Raw genomic sequence first — 21,713 nt, forward strand, 5'->3', positions numbered from 1 at the left:
CACGCAGACACGCGAAGGGGCCCGGAGGATCGGTGAGAACCTCCGGGCCCCTTGCCGTGCCGTCAGGAAGCCGGCGGTACGGCGACGCTCACCAGGAACGGCTGTGAGGTGGTGCCGTCCTCACGGACGCCGACGACCTGGTACCACAGGGACGTTCCGGTCGGGACGTTCGCGTCGTAGAGCGGGTCGGAGTCCGGCAGCGCGTCGAAGGTGGCGGTCTGCGGGTTCCAGCGGGCGGCGCGGAAGCTCGCGTACTCCTCGGTGCCCGCGGGCGACCAGCCGTGCACCTGCACCTTGCCGGCGGCGGAGAGCGACGCGTAGGCCAAGTGCGTGGCCCCGGCCGGCGTCTCCACCGTGGGCCGCAGATCGTGCTCGGTGACGTGGACCGTGGTGCCCGCGCTGAGGTTCCCGGCGAAGTCCTCGGGCCGGACGACGTAGCAGAGGTTCTCGCCGTCGGCGACATTGACGTCCCGCCACGACGTCTCGGTGACGCCGGTGTGGTCGAGCTTCTCGGTGTTCGTGCAGACGCCGTCGACGGTCGTGCCCCGCCACACGGTGTACCGGTGGAGATCGGCGTCGGCCACCTGCGACCAGGTCAGGGTCGTGCCCCAGTCCTCGCCGGTCGCGGTGACGGACGCCGGAGCCGCGGGCGCCTGCCGGTCGGTGCCGGTGGTGGCCGCCACCTCGCCGCTGCGCAGGCCCTCCTTGTCGTTGCTGTCGTAGCCGCTGACCACGTACCGGTAGGCGGTGTTGGTGCCCGCCGACCAGTCGGTGCACAGCAACTGGTCGCTGCCGTCGGCGAGTTCGCGCTCGCGCCAGCGGCAGCGATCGGTCACCTCGACCCAGTCGGTGCTCGTGCCGGTGGCGCGGTAGACCCGGAAGCCCATGTAGGAGCCGCCGGAATCCCAGTCGGCGTCCCAGGTCACGGTGACCGCGCTGGAGTGCGGGAACGCCTGGCCGATGGTGGGCGCGGCCACCAGGCGGCGGGCGGCCTTGGCCGTGCTGTAGGCGGTGACCCGGCCGCTGGCGTCGATCGCCGCGACCCGGTACTCGTGCCGGGCGGAGCGGCTCACGCGGGTGTCGGTGAACGAGGTGCCGGTGGGCTCGAAGGTGGCGCCCCCGTCGATGTAGTTCGACGAGCGGAGCACTCGGTACTTGACCGCCCCGGGCACCGCGTCCCAGCTCAGGGCGATCCCGGTGTCGGTGCCGGTGGCGGTGAAGCCGGCCGGCGTGGTGACGGCGAGGCTGGTCACGGAGGCGAGCGAGGTGGCGGCCGAGGAGTTGCCGGCCTTGTCGTACGCCCGGACCAGGTACTCGTACGTCTCCCCGGTGGCGGGCGGAGTGTCGGTGTACGAGGTGGCGGTGGCGGCCAGCTGGCGCAGGATCTGCCAGCTGGTGGTGCCTGCCACGCGCCGGTACACCCGGTATCCGGCCAGGTCCATCTCGGCGTTCTTCCGCCAGCTCAGCCTGGTCTGCTGGGTGGCGTTGGAGTAGGCGGCGGTGAAGCCGGCCGGGGCGAGCGGCTGGACCTTGTCGACGGTGGCGGAGGTGCGGGGCGCGTAGGTGAACTTGACCCTGGCGGAGCCGGTCCAGTTGACGTAGTCGACGCGCAGGGTGTGCTTGCCGGACGGGATCGTCACGTTGACGGTCTTCGACACGGTCGTGGAGGTGTTCTTCCACAGGTCGATCTTGCGGGCGTTGGCCGTGCCCGGGTCCAGGTAGACGCGGATGCCGTCCAGGCCGGAGGCGGCGAGGGAGAAGGGCCCGCCGGAGCCGAAGTCGCGGGTGACGGTCCAGCGGACGCCGAAGTTGTCCTTCGGCAGGCCGGACGCCGGGGCGCCCGTGCCCCAGTTCTGGTCGATGACGCCGTCGCAGTCGGTCTTCTTCGGGGTGCCCGAGAAGCTCGTGTTCGCGAAGAACTGGCGCTTGAAGACCGGTGAGGTGCAGGTCGTCTCGGCGGAGGCGGGGGTGATGACCGCGGTGAGCAGACCGGCCGCGGTGGCGAGCACGACAGCGGCGGCGGCCGCGGTGGTCGTGCGTCTGGCTGGGTTCATGGATCCTCGGTCGTGATCGTCGTTGGCCGGGGAAAGGGGTGGCGACGATCACGACTCGTGGAGCGGCCTTTGGGTTGTACGGATTCGCCTGTGAGTTCTGGCGGATCGGGCGGCGTCCGTGGCGCGCCGTCAGCGGTTGACCATGAACTCCAGTGACGAGCTCTGCTCACTCGTGCGCCCGTAGGGGTCCACCGCGAACACCGTCGCCATGCAGGGGCCGTTGTACGGCGGCGTCCACTCGATGGTGCCCGTCGTGGACAGGTGGGTGCCGCTGTCGCCGCAGGCGCCGGAGATCTCCCAGGAGTACCCCTTCAGCAGGCGTCCCTCGTCGCCCGCTCCGGGCTTGGCCGTGATCTGGATCGGGAAGCGCGTGCCGCCCGCGGAGACCAGCGTCAGCCGCGGCGCGGCCGGGCCCAACTGAGTGGCCCGGGTGAGCCGGTCGACGGTGATCTCGGCGGAGGGCGCCGACTCGGCACCCGTACCGCTCTCCACGGCGACGACGTAGTAGGACGCCTTGCCCGCCGGAGCGATGATGTCGTCCCACCGGTTGCCCTGTCCCAGGTCGCCGATGGCCCTCCAGCCGCCGTCGGTGCGGCGGTAGATGCGGAACTGGCCCGAGTCCTCGGGCAGGTCCCAGCCGATCACGGTCTTGTCGTCGTGGACGGCGCTGGTGAGCCCGGTCGGGGCGGGCGTGGCGGAGGGCGCGGGGCGCGTGGCCGTCACCGGGGCGGAGACCTGGGAGACGTTCATGGCGGCGTCGACCGCGTGCACCTTGTACGTGTAGGCCGCGCCCGTCTCGGCGCGGACGTCCGTGTAGGACGTGCCGAGCACGATGTCGGGCCCGTCCGGATCCTGCTGCCCCTCCGGTGCGCCCCACACCTCGTAGTGCTGGACGTCCGCCGACGCGGACGGCTCCCAGCTGACCGTGTTGCCCGCCGTGGTGCCCTTCGCCGCCAGGCCGGTGACCTGCTCCGGGGCCGTGCGGTCGGCGGTGGTGACGGGCACCCCGGCCGACCCCGCCGACGCGTTGCCGGCCCTGTCGTAGGCGCGCACCGAGTAGAAGTACTGAGCGCCGTTCAACGGCAGGGTGCTGTCGGTGAACGTGGTGGAGGTCGTGGTCGCCAGCGGGGTGGCGGGGTAGGAGGTGTCGCTCTTCAGCCGCCGGTACACCCGGTAGCCCGCGAGGTCCATCTCCTTGTTCCTGGTCCAGGTGAGCCTGGCCTTGCCGGTCGCCTGGTCGTAGGTGACGGAAGTGCCGGTCGGCGCAAGGGGCTTGACCTTGTCGACGGTGGCGGCGGTGCGGGGCGTGTAGCCGAACTTGACCCTGGCGCTGCCGGTCCAGTTGACGTAGTCGACGCGCAGGGTGTGCTTGCCGGACGGGATCGTCACGTTGACGGTCTTCGACACGGTCGTCGAGACGTTCTTCCACAGGTCGATCTTGCGCGCGTCGGGCTTGCCGGGGTCCAGGTACACCCGGATGCCGTCCAGGCCGGAGGCCGCGAAGGAGAAGGGCCCACCGGAGCCGAAGTCGCGTGTCACGGTCCAGCGGACGGCGAAGTTGTTCGACGGCAGTCCGGAGGCGGGTGCGCCCGCGCCCCAGTTCTGGTCGATGGCGGTGTCACAGTCCGTCTTCTTCGGAGTGCCCGAAAAGGTGGTGTTCGCGAAGAACTGCCGCTTGAACACCGGCGAGGTGCAGGTCACGGCGGCGGACGCGGAGGCCGTCGTGAGCAGGGTGCCCGCGGTGGCGAGCGCGACCGTCGCGGCGGTCGCGGCGGCGGTGCGTCTGGCTGGGTTCATTCGATCCTCTGGTCGAGTACGGGACGGCGAGGCGAAGGCCGTCGTGATCACGACTCGCGAGGAATGAAGCTGGTTGTACTGATGTTGGTCGACTCTTCGGCCAAGGTTCGATGGATGGGGTGTAATGGGCGTTTGGAGGTACTCCGTCATGTCTTCACATGCTCAGCGGAGCGTGGTGTTGCGCACTCGTTAAGTAGTTTCGCTTGACGCTGGGGGCGGACGCCGCGTTGTCTTTTCAGACATCCGGGCGCCATCGTGCGCCCGTGTCCCGAAGGCACCAGAAGTGAGCTCCTCTATGCGTCCCTTGCGCCCCCTGCGCCGTACTGCCACCGCCGTGGCCGCCGCGTCCACGATGACCCTCTCGCTGGCCGCGTGCGGGGCACTGGGCGTCACCGGGGACAGCAGCGAGGCGAGCCCGACCAAGGGCAACGACGTCACCGTGGGGCTGCTGCTGCCGGAGACGGCGAACACGCGCTACGACAAGTTCGACTACCCCATCATCAGGAACAAGGTTCTCGAGCTCACCAACAAGCGGGGCAAGGTCGAGTACCTGAACGCCGACGCGGACGCGGAGAAGCAGGCCGACCAACTGCAGCAGATGATCGACAACCAGGTCGACGTGATCCTGCTGGACGCCGTCGACGCGCACGCCATCGCCGACGGCGTGCAGAAGGCCAAGGACGCCGGTATCCCGGTCATCGCCTACGACCGCCTGGCCGAGGGCCCGATCGACGCGTACGTCTCCTTCGACAACGAGCTGGTCGGCGAGGTTCAGGGCCGCAGCCTCCTGGAGGCCATGGGCGACGTCGACTCCTCCGACAAGATCGTCATGATGAACGGCTCGCCCACCGACCCGAACGCCAAGCAGTTCAAGGCGGGCGCCCTCTCCGAGCTCAACGGCACGGTGGACATCGCCAAGTCGTACGACACCAAGGACTGGAAGCCGGAGAACGCCCAGGCCAACATGGCCGAGGCGATCAAGGCGATCGGCGTGAACAACATCAAGGGCGTCTACGCCGCCAACGACGGCATGGCCGGCGGCGTCATCAAGGCCCTGGAGGCGGTGGGCGTGACCCAACTGCCGCCGATCACCGGGCAGGACTCCGAACTGGACGCCGTGCACCGGATCATGACCGGCGAGCAGTACATGAGCGTGTACAAGTCGTACCCGCAGGAGGCCGAGAGCGCCGCGCAGATGGCGGTGGCCAAGGTCCAGGGCAAGGACATCCAGTTCGACTCGCTCGCCCAGGACCAGGTCGACAGCCCGACCGACAAGGACATCCCGGCCCTGCTGGTTCCCGTGGTCGCCCTGAAGAAGGGCAACATCAAGGAGACGGTCCTCGCCGACGGGATCTACGAACTCTCCGAGATCTGCACGGCCGAGTACAAGGCGGACTGCACGCGGCTCGGGCTCACCAAGTAGGGATCGGCAGGCAGGGCCCGTCGGTCTCGCGACGGGCCCGCGGCTTTCACGCCACGCCCTTTCACACCACGCGCCTTCACGCCACGCGCCTTCACGCCACCCGCGTGAACTCCACCGTCACCTCGGGCGGCCCACCCGGCACCCCCCGGTAGATCCCCTTGTGCGGGGTGACGTCGTCGTAGTCGCGCCCGCGTCCGACCACGACGTGGGACTCGTCGGCCCGCGTCCGGTTGGTGGGGTCGTAGCCGCACCAGTCGCCCGCCCAGTACTCGATCCAGGCGTGGCTCTGCCCGGCGACCGGACGATGCAGTTCCGCCTCCCGCTCGGGGTGCAGGTAGCCGGAGACGTAACGGGCGGGCAGGCCCACGCCCCGCAGCAGCGCGATCGTGAGGTGGGTGATGTCCTGGCAGACGCCCGCGCACTGTTCCCAGGCCTCGGCGGCGGACGTGTTCACGCTCGTGGTGCCGGGGAGGTACGCCACCCGGTCGGCGACCAGCATCGACACCGCGAGCGCTGTCTCGTGCGGATCGAGACCGGCCGCCGCTTCCCGCGCCTTCTCGACGAGCGCGGCGGGCACGGTCGTACGGGAGGTCGGGCCCGCGAACTCCAGCAGCCGGGAGGACGCCACCTCCTCAGCGAGTTCCTTCCATGTGGGCGCCTCGGGGAGCGGGCCCGGCGGGTGGGTCTCCACCAGGCTGGACGCCGTGATGGTGAGGTCGGCGTGCGGGTCCATCAGGTCGAAGCCGGTGACCTGGGTGCCCCAGTAGTCCCAGTACGCCCAGGTGGTCGCGGCCGGGCTGATGGTGACCCGGGCGTCCAGGGTGGTCTGGCCGGGCAGCGTCAGCGGGGTCATGCGGACCTCGTTGTGCGAGGACGCGGCGGGCTGGGCGTACGAGACGCGGGTGATGTGCTTGATACGGAGCCGGCGAGTTCCCTGGGTGGTCATCTCACGCTCCTTCCTGGGCCCACTCGACGGGCCCCTGGTACGGGAAGAACCGGTCGGCCACCGCGTCCGCCGAGGCCATGCAGGCCTGCTGCAAGTCCTTCAGCAGCAGGGGCAGTTGCTCCTCCAGGGCGTGTGTGTCCAGGTACTCGAGCCGGGTGCGCATCCGGCCGATCGGGCGCCGCGCGGGGTCCTGGCGGGGGCGGCCCAGCGCAGTGAGGCACTCCTCCGCTGTGGTCAGCGCGTGCAGCGCCGAGCGCGGGAAGTCGCGGTCCAGCAGAAGGAATTCGGCCACCCTTGGCGTGTCGCCGAAGCCGCTGTACACACGCGCGTACGCCTCGTCGGCGCCGGACGCGCTGAGCAGGGTCGGCCAGTCGGGCGCGTGCGCGGCGTCCAGCACCCGCACCGACAGCAGCCGTACGGTCATGTCCACCCGCTCCAGGCTCCGGCCCAGCACGACGAAACGCCAGCTGTCGTCCCGGCTCATCGTCGAGTCGGCGAGCCCGAAGAACAGCGCGGCACGGCGGCGCACCAGCTCCAGGTACGCGTACGGGCCGGTCCGCCGAGCCGCCAGCCGCTGGTCGGCGAGCGCGTGCCAGGTCGAGTTCAGGCACTCCCACATCTCGGACGAGACGGCCTCACGGGCACTGCGCGCGTTCAGCCGGGCCGCACCCAGCGCCCCCTCGATCGACCCCGTCGAACGGGCGTCGAAGGCCAGCTGGTCCAGCACCTGCTGCATGTCCACCGGCTCACCGCCGGCGTCCATCCCGAGGATCGCGTACAGCGACCGGCAGGCCACGTCCTCGTCGCGCCACGGGTCCTCCAGCATGCGGTGGAGGTAGGCGTCGAGGATCCGGCCCGTGGCGTCGGCCCGCTCGACATACCGTCCGGTCCAGGTCAGCGCCTCGGCTATCCGGGAGAGGATCACGTCGTTCACTGCTGCTGTGCCCCTTCCTGTACGACGGTGGGGGTGCCGTCGGGTCCGAGCTGCCGCGGCGCGACGTCCAGCGGATCGCTCGCGGTCACCGGCGAGGGCGACTCCGCCGGGCCCTCCGCCAGCACCCAGGTGTCCTTGGAGCCGCCGCCCTGGCTGGAGTTGACGATCAGGTTGCCCTCCTGGAGGGCGACGCGGGTGAGGCCGCCGGGCAGCACCCAGACATCGTTGCCGTCGTTGACGGCGAAGGGCCGCAGATCGATGTGGCGCGGTGCCATGCGCTCGCCCGCGAGGGTGGGGGAGGTGGACAGGGCGACCGGCCGCTGAGCGATGAAGCCGCGCGGATCGGCGATGACGGCTTTGCGAGTGCGTTCGATCGTCTCGCGGTCGGCCTTCGGACCGATGACGATGCCCTGCCCGCCGGCGCCGTCGACGGGCTTGATGACGAGCTGCTCGATCTGGTCGAGGACGGCGTCCAACTGGCCGGGCTCGTCAGGCCGGTACGACTCGACGTTGGGGAGGACCGGCTCCTCGCCGAGGTAGTACCGGATGAGGTCCGGGACGTAGGTGTAGAGGAGCTTGTCGTCGGCGATCCCGTTCCCCACGGCGTTCGCGAGTGTGACCGTGCCGGCCATTGCGGCGCTCATGATGCCGGGGCAGCCGATCACCGAGTCGGGGCGGAAGTGGAGCGGGTCGAGGAAGTCGTCGTCCAGCCGCCGGTATACGACATGCACGGGCACCTCGCCGCGCGTCGTGCGCATCCACACCCGGTTGTTGCGGCAGACCAGGTCGTGCCCCTCGACGAGCTGCACGCCCATCAGCCGGGCCAGCAGGGCGTGTTCGAAGTAGGCGGCGTTGCTGGGCCCGGGGGTCAGGACGACGACCCGTGGGTCATCGGTCCCGTCGGGCGCGGCGGCGCGCAGGGCGGTGAGCAGCTTCTGCGCGTAACCGTCGACGGGCAGGACGTGCTGTTCGGCGAAGAGGGACGGGAAGATCCGGGTCATGGCACGCCGGTTCTCGATGACGTACGAAACCCCGCTGGGCACCCGCACGTTGTCCTCCAGCACCCGGAAGTCCCCGGCCTCGTCCCGTACGAGGTCGATCCCGGCGATGTGGATCCGTACCCCGCCCGGTGGTTCGACCCCGTGGGCCGCCCTGTGGAAGTGCGGCGAGTTGAGCAGCAGCCGCCAGGGCACGACGCCGTCCTCGAAGGCACGGGCGTGCCCGTAGGCGTCGGCGAGGTAGGCCTCCAGGGCCCTGACCCGCTGGCTCACCCCGCGTTGTATGAGATCCCACTCCAGGGCGTCGAGGATCCTGGGCACGAGGTCCAGCGGCCAGGGCCGTTCCTCGCCCGCGAAGGCGTACGTCACGCCCCTGTCGGTGAACGCCCGGGCCATCTGGTCGGCCCGGAACCGGAGTTCACTCGGCTCGATCGGCTGCAGCGCCGCCAGCACCGGCTCATAGGCGGTCCTGACTTCACCCGGCCGCTCGAACATCTCGTCCCACGCGTCGGCCAACGCGTACGCGTCAAATATGTCCGCCATGGCCTGACGTTAAGTGGGGGGTGTAACACGGTGATCTCCGGGGGATTTCCGGGAGGTGATCGCGGAGCGGTGGCGTCCGGCCGGCCGGGTCGGCCGGACCGCGCCCCGGGAGCCGACGGGCGGCGGCTTTGCTCCGCACACGGCAAAGGCCGGAAGAGACCATCAGCTTGTTGCAACTCGGCAGGCGGAGGCCCGGAGATAGTGGGTCGAAACGGTGGTTTACGGCGCCCGTTGCGGCGGGAGCCGTGTTGCGGAGCACGGCCCGTCCGCGCATAGTTGCGCTGCGGAAGCGCGAGCGAACCGTAGGCCCGACGGGCTGTGCACGGTGGGCCCCTCGACCAGGGCCACGCTCTGCCGGGGTGCCCCGACAGGGCGGCACCGTGCTCCTGAAGCGGGTGAGCCGGCGAAAGAGGCAAGAACCGGGGGTGGATGGCGATGGCCGGGCATGGGGCGGAGGAGCATCCACACGGTGCCGACCGACTGTGCGAGGCCGGGGACCGTGTGTACTCCCGGGCCGTACGGCGCGGCCGTGTGCCGCGCCGGGACGCGGAGCCGGTGCCCTGCCTGCTGGAACTGGCGCTGCTGCATCCCGACCCCGACGACATGGACTGGCTGGTGCCGACCTCCCCGCAGGAGGTCATGACGCGGCTGCTGCGCGGGGTGTACGACGAGGTCAGCGCGAGCCAGCGGCGGGTGGGCTCGGCGGTGGCCGCCTTCGAGTGGTACGCCGGACTCGGCCCCCAGCCGTCGCAGGCGTCCGGCGCGGAGGGCACGGCGATCCGGGTGCTGGACGGCGCATCCCGTATCCAGGGGGCCCTGGACGCGGCGACGGAGGCGTGCGCGTCGGAGGTGCTGACAGTGCAGCCCGGCGGCATCCGTCCCGAACACGAACTGACGGAGGGCCTGCACCGGGCCCTCGCGCTGCGCGGGCGGGGCGTGCGGATGCGCGACCTGTACACGCATGTCGCCCGGCACGGTCAGGGCCTGCTCAACTACCTCGAGCTGATGGGCGATTCGGTCGAGGCCCGCACGCTCGACGAGGTCATCGACCGGCTGATCCTCTTCGACCGCACGGTGGCCTTCATCCCCGCGAACGCCGACCGCACGATGGCCCTGGAACTGCGCCACCCCGCGCTGGTGAACTACCTGGTGACGGTGTTCGAGCGGCTGTGGCGGCTGGCGATCCCCCTGACCGCGCCCCTCCCCGACACCGGCATCGAGGGCATCTCCCACCGCGAACAGTCCATCGCCGCGCTGCTCGCCGAGGGCCATCAGGACGCGGTGATCGCGGAACGGCTGGGGATAAGCGTGCGTACCTGCCGGGCGCACATCGCACGGCTGTCGGAGACGCTGGGGGCGGCGAGCCGGACGCAGCTCGGGGTGCGTATAGCGCAGGTGGGCCTGGACCGTCCGCGGGCGTCGTCGTCGGAGGCCGCGGTGATCAGCGTCGCCGGGGTGCCGGGGATGCCGGGAGCGTCGGGGGGTCCTGCGGTTCCCGGGGGGCCTGGAGTTCCTGGTCAAGGATCCCCGACCGGCCTATGAGATAGCCGAGTTGGGCCCGGCTCTCGCTGCCCAGCGTCGCCGCGAGCTTGGCGATGTGGACGCGGGCGGTGCGGATGTTCATGCCGAGGCGGTCGGCTATGACGGCGTCGGTGTGGCCCTCCACCAGGAGGCTTGCGATGGCGCGCTGGCGGGGGGTGATGCCGTTGAGGGTGGGCTGCCGGACGGCCTCGGGGTACATGGGGGTGGCCAGGCGCCAGAGGCGGTCGAAGGTGGTGGCCAGGTAGGTGACCAGGGCCGGGTGGCGCACTTCCAGCGCCATCGTGCGGTCGGCGTTCGCGGGATGAAGGCGACTTCGCGGTCGACGACGATGAGCCGGTCGGTGACCTCGTCGAGGGTGCGGGCCTCCGCGTCACCCCGAAGCTGTTCGTAGCGGGCGGCGATGAACGGCACATGGCGCTGTGTGTGCTGGTAGAGCGCGCGGATACGGCCGCCGCGGTCCAGCAGGGCCTGGTCGCGGCTCAGGGACGTGGCCTGGGCCGACTGCGCCTTGCGTCCCTTGACGGTGCTGGGCTGGACGGACAGCAGCTCCCGACCCGCTTCGGCCATGGCCTCGGTGATGGCCCGGTTGATCCGCTCGGTGCCGCTGAGCACGTTGAACGCCGAGGACTCGGCGGTCGTGGGGCGCCGCCCGTCGATCCGCATCAGCGGCGCGAACGCCTCGGCCAGCAGTTCCTCGCGCCGTCGCTCCTCGGCGATGCGGTGTCCGGACGCGCGTAGCATCCGGTGCAGGACGACGGCGGGCGCGACCGGCTCCAGCCAGTCGAGGTCGTCGAGGGCGGGGTGCAGCAGGCCGAGGTCGACGAGGCAGGGGGCGGCCGCGATGTGCTCGGCGGACACCCGGCCCTCGCGCAGGGCCTGCTCGTACAGCTTCCTGCCCGCCGGGCACAGCTCCTGCGGACCGTGCGTGTGCGCCTCGGTCACTGGTGATGGCCCTCGGCCGGCGTCGAGTGGTCCTGCTGCAGGATGCCCGACTGGGCTATGAGGTAGCCGAGTTGGGCGCGGCTGCCGCTGCCCAGGGTCGCGGCGAGCTTGGCTATGTGGGCGCGGCACGTGCGGACGTTCATCCCGAGGCGGCGGGCGATGGCCTCGTCGACGTGTCCCTCGACGAGGAGCTTGGCGATGGAGTGCTGAATGTCGGTGATGCCGCCCGCGGCCGCCTCGTACGGGGCGCCGGCGTTCAGCGGGACCGAGCGCACCCACATGAACTCGAAGACCTTGATCAGGTACCGGACCAGGCCCGGATGACGAAGCTCCAGAGCGACCTGCTGGTCGTCGCGGGTGGGGATGAACGCGACGGACTCGTCGCAGACTATGAGGCGCTCCACCAGCTCGTCGATCGTCCGGTACTCCGCCTTTCCCTTCGAGAGCTGGGCAACGTACGCCAGCTTCTCGGGGCTGTAGCGGGCGGTGTGCTGGTAGAGCGTGCGGATCCGCACGCCGCGTTCGATCAGTGGCCTGTCCCGCTCCAGTCCTTGGAGCAGGCTTTGCTCCGAGTAACGGTCGTCGCTGGGCTGGACCGTGAGCATCTCGGTCTGGCACTGGGCCGTGGCCATGTTGAGCGCCGCGTTGATCCGGGCGCTGCCCTCCAGCACGGTGATCGAGTGATCGGTCGTGCCGGACTGCGCGAGCGCCAAGAACGGCTCGAAAGTGTCAGCGAGTTTGATGGACAACCGTCGGCGATCGGCGATGTCGCGCTCTATGGGATGGAGCCGCTCGGCCAGGGCGACGGACGGGGGAACCGGGCGCAGCCAGTTCGCGTCGTCGGGGTCGGCGTGGAGGAGGGCGAACTCCATCAGGCATGGAGCCGACTCCACGTCCGCGCGAGCGATACGTCCGGTGCGCAAGGCGTGCGCATATAGTCGGCCACCTTCGTCACACAGTTCGGTCACCGCATGGGGATGCGTCGCCTTAGTCGGATTTGCCATGAAATCTCCACCCCCCAGGGTCCTGAACATGCAGGAACATGATGCATCGATTGTGTGGCGAGCACGTGCCTGAATGAGCCATCGTCTTATCCGACGGGGGAAGAGGAGACTTTCAAGTGAGGACGAAGCCGACTATGCGCAAGAGAATGCTTCGCTCGGTACTTGTCGCCGCCTTCTCCGTCGTTGTGACCTTCGGAGTGCTGGGCGGGCCGTCCGGTGCGAGGAGCGACGTCAGTGCTGACAGTCACTGGCCGACCACCGCCGTGACTGCCGACAGCGCGGACGTGTCGGTGACCTCTGCGGACGGTGACTCGGGGGAGCGGATGTGACCACCCCACCCGACGACCGCTCCTTCCGCCGCGAAATGGCCACCGCCTACCGCTCCGGCTGGCACTTCATCGACCTCGTCACCGCGATCCCCCACCCCGGTGACTCGTTGATGGTGACCGTCTTCGGTGAGCCGGTCGTCGTCACGCGGGACGACGAGGAGGACGTACGGGCTTACCGGTGTCTGCGGCGGCCTCGGGGGGCGCCGCAGCCTGTGCGGTGTGCCATCCGGTACGGAATGATCTTCGTCAACCTCGATCAGCGCGACCACCGGCTGGTGGAGCCGGAGGCCCCGGCCCCAAGGACCATCTCAGCCACCCCCCGCAGTGCCTGACGCGATTCCCCCGTCGTAACAGATCGCTCAGGTGCTTCCCCCCGCAGCGGCGTCACCGTGACCTGAACACGGTGACGCCGCTGCAGTTTTCCGGGACATTTCCCCGTATCCGCCGGTTCGGGCGGTGGCCGAAACCGGGCACCCGGTATTCAGCCACCCGCAGCGACCCGTTCGGTCACCCGCGCCCCATCGCCCGGGTCAGCTCGATCTCGATCACCACCCGGTCGGGATTGGGCGTCGGCGTCCGCCCGTACCGCACCGCGTACCGCCGCTCGGCGTCCCTGACCCGCTCCGGCTCCGTCCGGACGTACGCCCGCCCCTCCAGCGTCGCCCACCGCCCGCCGTCCACCTGGCAGACCGCGACGCGTGCCCCGTCCGGGCCGGCGGCCAGCACATGGCGTACCTTCACGCTCGACTTGAGCGTGATCACCCGAGCCAGCCGGGCCTCCGGCTCGTATGTCACCCCGACGGCCACGACGTGCGGGGAGCCGTCCGGGCGCAGGGTCGTCAGGGTGCACAGGTGCCTCTCCTGCCAGAAGGTGAGGTACGGCGCGTCCGGCGCGCCCGGGTTCTGGGTGTATGCCGCCATGGCCCGGAACCTAGTCGCAGCAACCCTCCCGCGACTACCTTGAGCGGAATAGACTCAACTTTGTGTACGCTGACTCAGTCAGTACTGGGAGACGCTGACGCCAGGAGGAGAACGGACACGTGGACGCCGAGCTGACCAACAGGAGCCGGGACGCGATCAACGCGGCCAGCAACCGGGCCCTCACCGAGGGGCACGCGGACCTCACCCCTGCCCACCTGCTCCTCGCTCTGCTCCAGGGGCAGGACAACGAGAACATCATCGACCTGCTTGCGGCCGTCGACGCCGACCAGGCCTCCGTGCGGTCCGGCGCCGAGAAGGCGCTCGCCGCGCTGCCCAGCGTGACCGGGTCCACCGTGGCGCCCCCGCAGCCCAACCGTGAGCTCCTCGCTGTGATCGCGGACGCCCAGGCACGGGCAAAGGAGCTGGGGGACGAGTACCTCTCCACCGAGCACCTCCTTATTGGCATCGCGGCCAAGGGCGGCCAGGCCGGTGAGGTGCTCGCCCAGCAGGGAGCCACCGCCAAGAAGCTGCTGGAGGCCTTCCAGAAGGCGCGCGGCGGGCGCCGTGTGACCACCGCCGACCCCGAGGGGCAGTACAAGGCGCTGGAGAAGTTCGGCACCGACTTCACGGCCGCCGCCCGCGAGGGCAAGCTCGACCCCGTCATCGGGCGGGACCAGGAGATCCGGCGAGTGGTGCAGGTCCTGTCCCGCCGTACGAAGAACAACCCCGTCCTCATCGGTGAGCCCGGTGTCGGCAAGACCGCCGTCGTGGAGGGGCTCGCCCAGCGGATCGTCAAGGGGGACGTGCCGGAGTCCCTCAAGGACAAGCGGCTCGTCGCGCTCGACATCAGTGCCATGGTCGCCGGGGCCAAGTACCGCGGTGAGTTCGAGGAGCGGCTGAAGACCGTGCTCGCGGAGATCAAGGACTCCGACGGGCAGATCATCACCTTCATCGACGAGTTGCACACCGTCGTGGGCGCCGGGGCCGGCGGTGATTCCGCCATGGACGCCGGGAACATGCTCAAGCCCATGCTCGCGCGCGGTGAGCTGCGCATGGTGGGTGCCACCACCCTCGACGAGTACCGCGAGCGGATCGAGAAGGACCCCGCCCTGGAGCGGCGGTTCCAGCAGGTGCTGGTCGCCGAGCCGACCGTCGAGGACACCATCGCGATCCTGCGCGGGCTCAAGGGGCGCTACGAGGCCCACCACAAGGTGCAGATCGCGGACAGCGCGCTGGTGGCCGCGGCCACCCTCTCCGACCGGTACATCACCTCCCGGTTCCTGCCCGACAAGGCCATCGACCTCGTCGACGAGGCCGCCTCCCGGCTGCGCATGGAGATCGACTCGTCGCCGGTCGAGATCGACGAACTCCAGCGCGCCGTCGACCGGTTGAAGATGGAGGAGCTCGCGCTGGAGAAGGAGACCGACCCGGCCTCGCGCGAGCGCCTGGAGCGGCTGCGCCGCGACCTCGCCGACAAGGAGGAGGAGCTGAGGGGCCTGACCGCCCGCTGGGAGAAGGAGAAGCAGTCCCTCAACCGCGTCGGTGAGCTGAAGGAACGGCTCGACGAGGCGCGCGGGCAGGCCGAACGCGCCCAGCGCGACGGCGACTTCGACACCGCCAGCAAGCTGCTCTACGGCGAGATCCCGGCCCTGGAGCGGGACCTGGAGGCCGCCTCGCAGGCCGAGGAGGAGGCCGCCAAGGACACGATGGTCAAGGAGGAGGTCGGCTCGGACGACATCGCCGACACCGTCGCCGCCTGGACCGGCATTCCGGCCGGCCGCCTTCTGGAGGGCGAGACCCAGAAACTCCTGCGCATGGAGGACGAGCTGGGCAAGCGACTCATCGGCCAGACCGAGGCCGTGCGTGCGGTGTCGGACGCCGTACGCCGCACCCGCGCCGGTATCGCCGACCCGGACCGCCCGACCGGCTCCTTCCTCTTCCTCGGCCCGACCGGCGTGGGCAAGACCGAACTGGCGAAAGCCCTCGCGGACTTCCTCTTCGACGACGAGCGGGCGATGGTCCGCATCGACATGTCGGAGTACGGCGAGAAGCACAGCGTGGCCCGGCTGGTCGGCGCGCCCCCCGGGTACGTCGGCTACGAGGAGGGCGGCCAGCTGACCGAGGCGGTGCGCAGGCGGCCGTACAGCGTCGTCCTGCTCGACGAGGTGGAGAAGGCGCATCCCGAGGTCTTCGACATCCTGCTCCAGGTGCTGGACGACGGGCGGCTGACGGACGGGCAGGGCCGTACGGTCGACTTCCGCAACGCGATCCTGGTGCTGACGTCGAACCTGGGCAGTCAGTTCCTGGTCGACCCGATCACGAGTGAGGCGGAGAAGAAGGAACAGGTGCTGGAGCTGGTCCGGTCCTCCTTCAAGCCGGAGTTCCTCAACCGCCTGGACGACCTGGTCGTCTTCTCGGCCCTGACGAAAGGCGAGCTGGCCCGCATCGCCCGGCTCCAGATCGACCGCCTCGCCAAGCGCCTGGCCGAACGCCGCCTCACCCTGGAGATCAGCGACGAGGCCCTGGCCTGGCTCGCCGACGAGGGCAACGACCCGGCCTACGGCGCCCGCCCCCTGCGCCGCCTCGTCCAGACCGCCATCGGCGACCGCCTGGCCAAGGAGATCCTCTCCGGCGAGGTCAAGGACGGCGACACGGTCCGGGTGGACGCCTTCGGGGACGGCCTGATCGTGGGACCGTCGACGGGCAAGACGCTGTAGCCGTCGTGAGCGCGGGTCACACGGCCCGTGCTCACATGGTGAAGGCGGAGAAGCGCACCAGCGCGGTGTCGGCACTCTCGTACTCCACGCTGACCTGCACGGCGTGGGCGCCCGCGGCGGGGTGGCCGTCCGGGTGGGCCACTTCGAGACAGAGATCCGCGTCCGAGAGGCCGCAGGACCCCGTCTCGGGCGCCGGAGCGTCCGGATAGGTCCGCGTGAGCCAGTCGCCGACGTCCGCGCGCGGCATCCGGAAGGTCGCGCTGTAGTGGATGTCCTGGAAGCCCTGTACCTCGCAGACCCCGACGGGCTCGGCGCCGTCCGGCAGCTCCGCCCCGCCGAAGTGCAGGGCGTCGGCACAGGCGACCGGCTCGGGACCGGTAGGGCCGAACAGGTCGTCGGACGCCGCCCAGTGCACCACCATGGCGACGAAGCCCGCCACGGCCAGCCCCGGCAGCGCCAGCACGGCGGCCAGAACCCACCACCGGGTCCGGCCCCGACGCCTCTCCGCCCCACCCTGTGTCCCCGACATGGCACCCACCCTCCGTACCCCTGCCCGTCCCGACCGGCCAGATCATGTCAGCCGACGGCCGACTGGCCCCGTCAGGGCTTGCCACCCCCCTCCCCGCATGAGGGAGGATGGCGGAATCCGTACGAAGGGAAAATCACGGTGAGCATCGACCCGTCCTCGATTCCGAACTTCGGGGGCCAGCAGCCGCAGCCCGGGCCGCCGCCCGGCCCCGTTGTCCCGGATCAGGACCTCGTGAAGCAGCTCCTCGACCAGATGGAGCTGAAGTACGTCGTCGACGACGAGGGTGACCTCGCGGCGCCGTGGGAGCAGTTCCGTACGTACTTCATGTTCCGCGGCGAGGGTGACCAGCAGGTCTTCTCGGTGCGGACGTTCTACGACCGGCCCCACAAGATCGACGAGAAGCCCCTGCTTCTGGAGTCGATCGACGACTGGAACCGCCGGACGCTGTGGCCCAAGGTCTACAGCCACACGCACGACGACGGCACCGTCCGCCTGATCGGCGAAGCGCAGATGCTGATCGGCACCGGCGTGAGCCTGGAGCACTTCGTCTCGTCGACGGTCAGCTGGGTGCGGGCCGCCATCGAGTTCGACAAGTGGCTCGTGGAGCAGCTCGGCCTGGAGCAGGAGATCAACGACGCGGAGAAGCCCGAGGACGACGAGGAGTAGTCCTCCGCCGGCCTACATGGCAAGCGGGGCCAGTACGACCAGGTACGCCCCGTAGGCGGCCGAGAACCCGGCCAGGGCACAGGTCACCACGGCCGCGTGCCGGGGCCGGGCTCTCGCCGTGCGCACCAGGGCCTGCGCCAGCGGCAACAGCAGCGGGAAGGCGGGCAACAGGAAGCGGGGCTTGCACTGGAAGTACCCCGAGCTGCCCAGGGCGATCAGGACCAGGACGCTGCTGTAGACGATCAGGGGCAGAGGCGCACGGTCCAGCAGGAGCAGCGCGTACAGCAGCACGCCTGCCGCCGTGATCACCAGGGACATGGTGAACATCAACTGCTCGGCGTGCAGCAGCAGGTGCTCGGCGAAATGCAGCGAGCCCAGGCCGAAGCGCGAGCCCCACCCCCGTTGCACCTCGAAGTACCCCCCGAGCAGGTCACCCTTGTGCTGCCCCACCCACAGCACGTAACCGGTCCAGCCCAGCGGTGCCAGTGCGGCGCCCGTCCACAGCCTGGGGGAAACCCGGCCGCGGGAGCGCCAGATCTCCACCGCTGCGGCCGCGAGCACCGCCGCCGCCACCGCGAAGCCGTTGGGCCGGGACAGCCCCGCGAGCAGGGCCAGCGTTCCCGCCCACACCCAGCGGCCGGTCAGTACCGCGTACAGCGACCAGGCGGCGAGGGCGGTGAAGACCGGCTCGGTGTATGCCATGGACAGCACGACCGACTGCGGCAGCAGCCCCCACAGCACGACCAGAGCGGTGGCGACGGCCCGCCCGTGCAGCCGTGCGCCGATCGCGTAGATCCCCCAGGCGGCGACGGCGGCCGCGAACCACGACACCACGAGTCCCGCTTGCCCTCCGTCCAGTGGGGTCACGGTCGTTGCTGCCCGGATCAGGGCCGGGTAGAGCGGGAAGAACGCCAGGTCGCTGAAGACCAGGCCGTACTCGTGCTTGGTGTGGCCGTAGCCGTGGGCGGCGATCCCCATGTACCAGACCGAGTCCCAGGACCGGCTGAGCAGGCCGATCGGCCGCTTGCCCACGGCCAGGGCGGTCGCGGCGACCACCGCGACCTCGATGAGCCGGACCATCAGGAACAGACCGACGGCCTGGGCCGCGACCCGGTACTGCGGCCGGAGCCGGAATCTGCCGTCGGCCTTCGGCCTCGGCACGGCAGGGGAGGGGGCAGGGGGGATTACGGGAGTGCTGACATGGTTCACGTTGGCATCTTGCGGGATGACATTGATCTAAATGATCATTTCGTCCCGTTCCCTGTGTCGAGTCGGTCGTGGACGGCCCGCTACGGCGGTGTGTCGGCGAAGACGACCAGGTAGGCGCCGTACGCGAAGGAGAGCCCGGCCAGGGCGCCGATCACCACGGTCGCGCGCCAGGGACGGGCTCTCGCCGCACGCACCAGGGCTTGCGCCACCGGCAGCAGCAGCGGGAAGGCGGGCAGCAGCAACCGGGGCCGGGCCTCGAAGATGGCCGAGCCGCCGAGGGCCACGACGACGAGTACGCCGCTGTAGACGACCAGGGGGAGCGGGGCGCGCTTGATGATGAGCAGCGCGTACAGCAGGACGGCCACCGCGGTGATCAGAAACGCCCCGTGGAACGCCAACGACTGGAACACGTCACGGACCACCAGCAGGTGGTAGGCGAAGCGAAGTGTCCCGATCCCGAAGTCGAAGCGGTTCCCCCACCCCCGCTGAACCTCGAAGTACCCGCCGAGCAGGTCACCCTTGTGCTGCCCCACCCACAGCACGTAACCGGTCCAGCCCAGCGGTGCCAGTGCGGCGCCCGCCCACAGCCTGGGGGAAACCCGGCCGCGGGAGCGCCAGATCTCCACCGCTGCGGCCGCGAGCACCGCCGCCGCCACCGCGAACCCGTTGGGCCGGGACAGCCCCGCGAGCGCGGCCCATGTTCCCGCCCACACCCAGTGCCTTGCCAGCACCGCGTACAGCGACCAGGCGGCGAGGGCGATGAAGACCGGCTCGGTGTACGCCATGGACAGCACGACCGACTGCGGCAGCAGCCCCCACAGCACGACCAGGGCGGTCGCGACGGCCCGCCCATGCAGCCGGGCGCCGATCGCGTAGATCCCCCAGGCGGCCACTGCCGCCGCGAGCCACGACACGACGAGTCCCGCCGTTTCCGCGCTCAGCGGGGTCACCTCGGTGACGGCCCGGATCAGGGACGGGTAGAGCGGGAAGAACGCCAGGTCGCTGAGAACGTGGCCGGGCCGGTGATAGGTGGCGCCGTAGCCGTGGGTGGCGATCCCCAGGTACCAGGACGAGTCCCAGGAGTGGCCGAGCAACGTGAGCGGCTGTTTGCCCACGGCCCAGCCGGCCACGGCGACCGCGGCCGAGCCGGCGATCCGCGCCGCCAGGAACAGACCGATGGCCAAGGCCGCGGCCGGCAGCCGGAAGCGCGATCCGTCGTCAGCGCGCGGCTTCGGCACCGTAGGGGGCGATGGGGACGGAGTTACGGTGGTGCTGACATGGTTCACGCGGGCATCTTTATGGATGAAACGCGCCCGATCGGTGATGGCGTGGCCGTGCCCCGTGCCGATTCGGCCGCTCAGCCCACCAGCGACTTCAGCCGCTGCACCGCCTCCTCCAGCACCTCGGTCCGCTTGCAGAACGCGAACCGCACGAACGGTGCCCCCGCCTCCCGGTGGTCGTAGAAGACCGCGTTGGGGATGGCCACCACGCCGGCCCGTTCCGGCAGGGCGCGGCAGAACGCGAAGCCGTCCCCCTCCTTGGACAGTGCGGCGCCGAGGGGACGGATGTCGGTGGTGATGAAGTACGTGCCCGCGGGCGTGAACACCTCGAACCCCGCCTCGGTCAGCCCCGCCGCCAGCAGGTCCCGCTTGGCGAGCATGTCCTCGCGGAAGGCGGCGAAGTAGCCGTCGGGCAGCGCGAGCGCTTCGGCGACCGCGTACTGGAACGGCCCCGACGAGACGTACGTCAGGAACTGCTTCGCCGAGCGTACGGCCGTGACCAGGCCGGGCGTCGAGGTCACCCAGCCGACCTTCCAGCCGGTGAAGGAGAAGGTCTTGCCCGCCGACCCGATGGTCACCGTCCGCTCGCGCATACCCGGGAACGTGGCGAGCGGCAGGTGCTCGGCGTCGTCGAAGACCAGGTGCTCGTACACCTCGTCGGTCACGACGAGCAGGTCCCGCTCGACGGCCAACTCGGCGATCGCGGTCAGCTCCTCGCGGGTCAGGACCGTGCCGGTGGGGTTGTGCGGCGTGTTGATCAGCAGCAGCCGGGTGCGGTCGGTGACGGCGGACCGCAGCTCGTCGAGGTCGAGCCGGAAGCTTCCCTCGTGCGGCCGCAGGGTGACCGGCACCCGCGTCCCGCCCGCCATCGCGATGCAGGCCGCGTACGAGTCGTAGTACGGCTCGAAGGCGATGACCTCGTCGCCGGGCTCCAGGAGGGCGAGCAGGGTGGCGGCGATGGCCTCCGTGGCGCCGGCGGTGACCAGCACCTCCGTGTCCGGGTCGTACGACAGCCCGTAGCGCCGCTCCTGGTGCGCGGCGACGGCGGTGCGCAGCTCGGGGATGCCGGGGCCCGGCGGGTACTGGTTGCCGCGCCCGTCGCGCAGCGCCCGTACCGCCGCCTCCCGGACCGCCTCGGGTCCGTCGGTGTCGGGGAAGCCCTGGCCCAGGTTGATGGCTCCGGTCCGCAGGGCCAGCGCGGACATCTCGGCGAAGATCGTCGTCCCGAACTCAGCGAGCCGACGGTTGAGCAGGGGGCGGGAGTTGGAGGTCATGCCGGTCATCCTGCGCTCAAGCTCTGGAGTTCCTCAACTCTGCTTTGGGCCGTGAGACGGCCGGGCATCTCACTCGCACGCACCGAGCGGGAGGCGCCCACGGGGGGACGCCGGGGCCCGCTTCGGGGGAACGGAAGGAGCTGACGCCATGGTCACGATCTTTATCGGGGCGCTGGTCGCAGTGTTGTTCGTGGTGATCGTCGTGTCCATCGCACGGGCCGGCGGACGTTCCACCCACCGCACGTCCGCGCGCAGGGGGCACTCGCACGACAGCGGAAGCGGCAGCTGGTGGGTCGGCGGGGGCGACAGCGGATCAGGGGGTTCGTCCTGCGGGGGCGGCTCGTCATGCGGAGGCGGGTCGTCCTGCGGAGGAGGGGGCGGGGGCGGATGCGGTGGCGGAGGCAGCTGACACGGGGCAGCTGAGCTCCCCGAGAAGGGGGAACCGCATCCGTACAGGAGCGGGGCCGGTACTGGGACCGGCCCCGCTCTCGCGTTCTCCGTACGGCTCGCGGCCCGGGCGGCCGCACCCCGGCGTACGCCGGGGTTGAACAGTTGAGCTGATAAGCCCTCTGAGGGATGGAAAGCCCACGAACTTGGGTAAAAAC

16 protein-coding genes and 1 pseudogene are annotated in these 21,713 nt (G+C 70.4%); 5 read left to right on the top strand and 12 right to left on the bottom strand.

Annotated elements, in window-relative coordinates:
- Positions 1-62 precede the first annotated feature (62 nt).
- Together IF78_RS47565 and IF78_RS0109695 are read right to left on the bottom strand one after the other, a co-directional pair.
- Complete coding sequence (locus tag IF78_RS47565; protein WP_031498140.1) at positions 63-2,054, bottom strand: fibronectin type III domain-containing protein; 1,992 nt, start codon at positions 2,052-2,054, stop codon at positions 63-65.
- A 129-nt stretch (positions 2,055-2,183) separates the two neighbouring features.
- Entirely contained in the window at positions 2,184-3,851 is a 1,668-nt protein-coding gene (locus IF78_RS0109695; protein ID WP_051827629.1) for a fibronectin type III domain-containing protein, read from the bottom strand.
- Between the two features lie 295 nt (positions 3,852-4,146).
- On the opposite strand from IF78_RS0109695, the gene IF78_RS0109700 reads away from it, so the two are divergent.
- Positions 4,147-5,274, top strand: a complete 1,128-nt coding sequence (locus tag IF78_RS0109700; RefSeq protein WP_199921409.1) for a sugar ABC transporter substrate-binding protein — start codon at positions 4,147-4,149, stop codon at positions 5,272-5,274.
- 91 nt (positions 5,275-5,365) lie between these two features.
- On the opposite strand, the gene IF78_RS0109705 is transcribed toward IF78_RS0109700, so the two are convergent.
- From IF78_RS0109705 to IF78_RS0109715, 3 genes are read right to left on the bottom strand one after another with little or no spacing between them, the layout of a single operon-like run.
- Complete coding sequence (locus IF78_RS0109705; protein ID WP_031482836.1) at positions 5,366-6,220, bottom strand: transglutaminase family protein; 855 nt, start codon at positions 6,218-6,220, stop codon at positions 5,366-5,368.
- A 1-nt stretch (position 6,221) separates the two neighbouring features.
- Positions 6,222-7,154, bottom strand: a complete 933-nt coding sequence (locus IF78_RS0109710) for an alpha-E domain-containing protein (RefSeq protein WP_031482834.1) — start codon at positions 7,152-7,154, stop codon at positions 6,222-6,224.
- Positions 7,151-8,695 (bottom strand): circularly permuted type 2 ATP-grasp protein, encoded by a 1,545-nt coding sequence (locus IF78_RS0109715; protein ID WP_031482832.1) that lies wholly within the window; start codon positions 8,693-8,695, stop codon positions 7,151-7,153. The genes IF78_RS0109710 and IF78_RS0109715 overlap by 4 nt, the downstream gene beginning before the upstream one ends.
- Positions 8,696-9,130: 435 nt before the next feature.
- Between IF78_RS0109715 and IF78_RS0109720 the strand changes: the two genes are divergently transcribed.
- A complete protein-coding gene (locus IF78_RS0109720) occupies positions 9,131-10,237 on the top strand; it encodes a helix-turn-helix transcriptional regulator (protein ID WP_031482830.1) in 1,107 nt (368 codons plus the stop codon).
- On the opposite strand, the pseudogene IF78_RS43465 reads toward IF78_RS0109720, so the two are convergent.
- Together IF78_RS43465 and IF78_RS0109730 are read right to left on the bottom strand one after the other, a co-directional pair.
- Positions 10,137-11,179 (bottom strand): annotated as a pseudogene (locus IF78_RS43465) (helix-turn-helix transcriptional regulator). The gene IF78_RS0109720 and the pseudogene IF78_RS43465 overlap by 101 nt on opposite strands.
- Entirely contained in the window at positions 11,176-12,183 is a 1,008-nt protein-coding gene (locus IF78_RS0109730) for a helix-turn-helix domain-containing protein (protein WP_078662365.1), read from the bottom strand. The pseudogene IF78_RS43465 and the gene IF78_RS0109730 overlap by 4 nt, the downstream one beginning before the upstream one ends.
- A gap of 325 nt (positions 12,184-12,508) precedes the next feature.
- On the opposite strand from IF78_RS0109730, the gene IF78_RS0109740 reads away from it, so the two are divergent.
- Positions 12,509-12,844, top strand: a complete 336-nt coding sequence (locus tag IF78_RS0109740) for a Rieske (2Fe-2S) protein (RefSeq protein WP_031482824.1) — start codon at positions 12,509-12,511, stop codon at positions 12,842-12,844.
- 175 nt (positions 12,845-13,019) lie between these two features.
- On the opposite strand, the gene IF78_RS0109745 is transcribed toward IF78_RS0109740, so the two are convergent.
- On the bottom strand, positions 13,020-13,433 hold the full coding sequence (locus tag IF78_RS0109745; protein ID WP_031482822.1) for a pyridoxamine 5'-phosphate oxidase family protein: 414 nt from the start codon (positions 13,431-13,433) through the stop codon (positions 13,020-13,022).
- Between the two features lie 119 nt (positions 13,434-13,552).
- On the opposite strand from IF78_RS0109745, the gene clpB reads away from it, so the two are divergent.
- Positions 13,553-16,150 (top strand): ATP-dependent chaperone ClpB, encoded by a 2,598-nt coding sequence (gene clpB, locus IF78_RS0109750; RefSeq protein ID WP_031482820.1) that lies wholly within the window; start codon positions 13,553-13,555, stop codon positions 16,148-16,150.
- Positions 16,151-16,181: 31 nt separating this feature from the next.
- On the opposite strand, the gene IF78_RS0109755 is transcribed toward clpB, so the two are convergent.
- Complete coding sequence (locus IF78_RS0109755) at positions 16,182-16,679, bottom strand: hypothetical protein (RefSeq protein ID WP_031482818.1); 498 nt, start codon at positions 16,677-16,679, stop codon at positions 16,182-16,184.
- Positions 16,680-16,817: 138 nt separating this feature from the next.
- On the opposite strand from IF78_RS0109755, the gene IF78_RS0109760 reads away from it, so the two are divergent.
- The gene (locus IF78_RS0109760; protein ID WP_031482816.1) at positions 16,818-17,345 is read left to right on the top strand and encodes a YbjN domain-containing protein; all 528 of its coding nucleotides are present in this window, start codon (positions 16,818-16,820) and stop codon (positions 17,343-17,345) included.
- 12 nt (positions 17,346-17,357) lie between these two features.
- Here the strand turns inward: IF78_RS0109760 and IF78_RS0109765 are convergent, their stop codons facing one another.
- The 3 genes from IF78_RS0109765 to IF78_RS0109775 form a co-directional block, all read right to left on the bottom strand.
- Positions 17,358-18,506 (bottom strand): hypothetical protein, encoded by a 1,149-nt coding sequence (locus IF78_RS0109765; protein ID WP_425314607.1) that lies wholly within the window; start codon positions 18,504-18,506, stop codon positions 17,358-17,360.
- A gap of 128 nt (positions 18,507-18,634) precedes the next feature.
- Positions 18,635-19,792 carry a glycosyltransferase family 39 protein gene (locus IF78_RS0109770; RefSeq protein WP_234439835.1) on the bottom strand — a complete coding sequence of 386 codons (1,158 nt, stop codon included), beginning with the start codon at positions 19,790-19,792 and terminating at the stop codon, positions 18,635-18,637.
- 119 nt (positions 19,793-19,911) lie between these two features.
- Positions 19,912-21,117: a pyridoxal phosphate-dependent aminotransferase gene (locus IF78_RS0109775; RefSeq protein WP_031482810.1), complete on the bottom strand. Its 1,206-nt coding sequence runs from the start codon at positions 21,115-21,117 to the stop codon at positions 19,912-19,914.
- Positions 21,118-21,713: the final 596 nt, after the last annotated feature.

The organism is Streptomyces bicolor, assembly GCF_000719285.1.
GTDB classification, from domain to species: Bacteria; Actinomycetota; Actinomycetes; order Streptomycetales; family Streptomycetaceae; genus Streptomyces; species Streptomyces bicolor.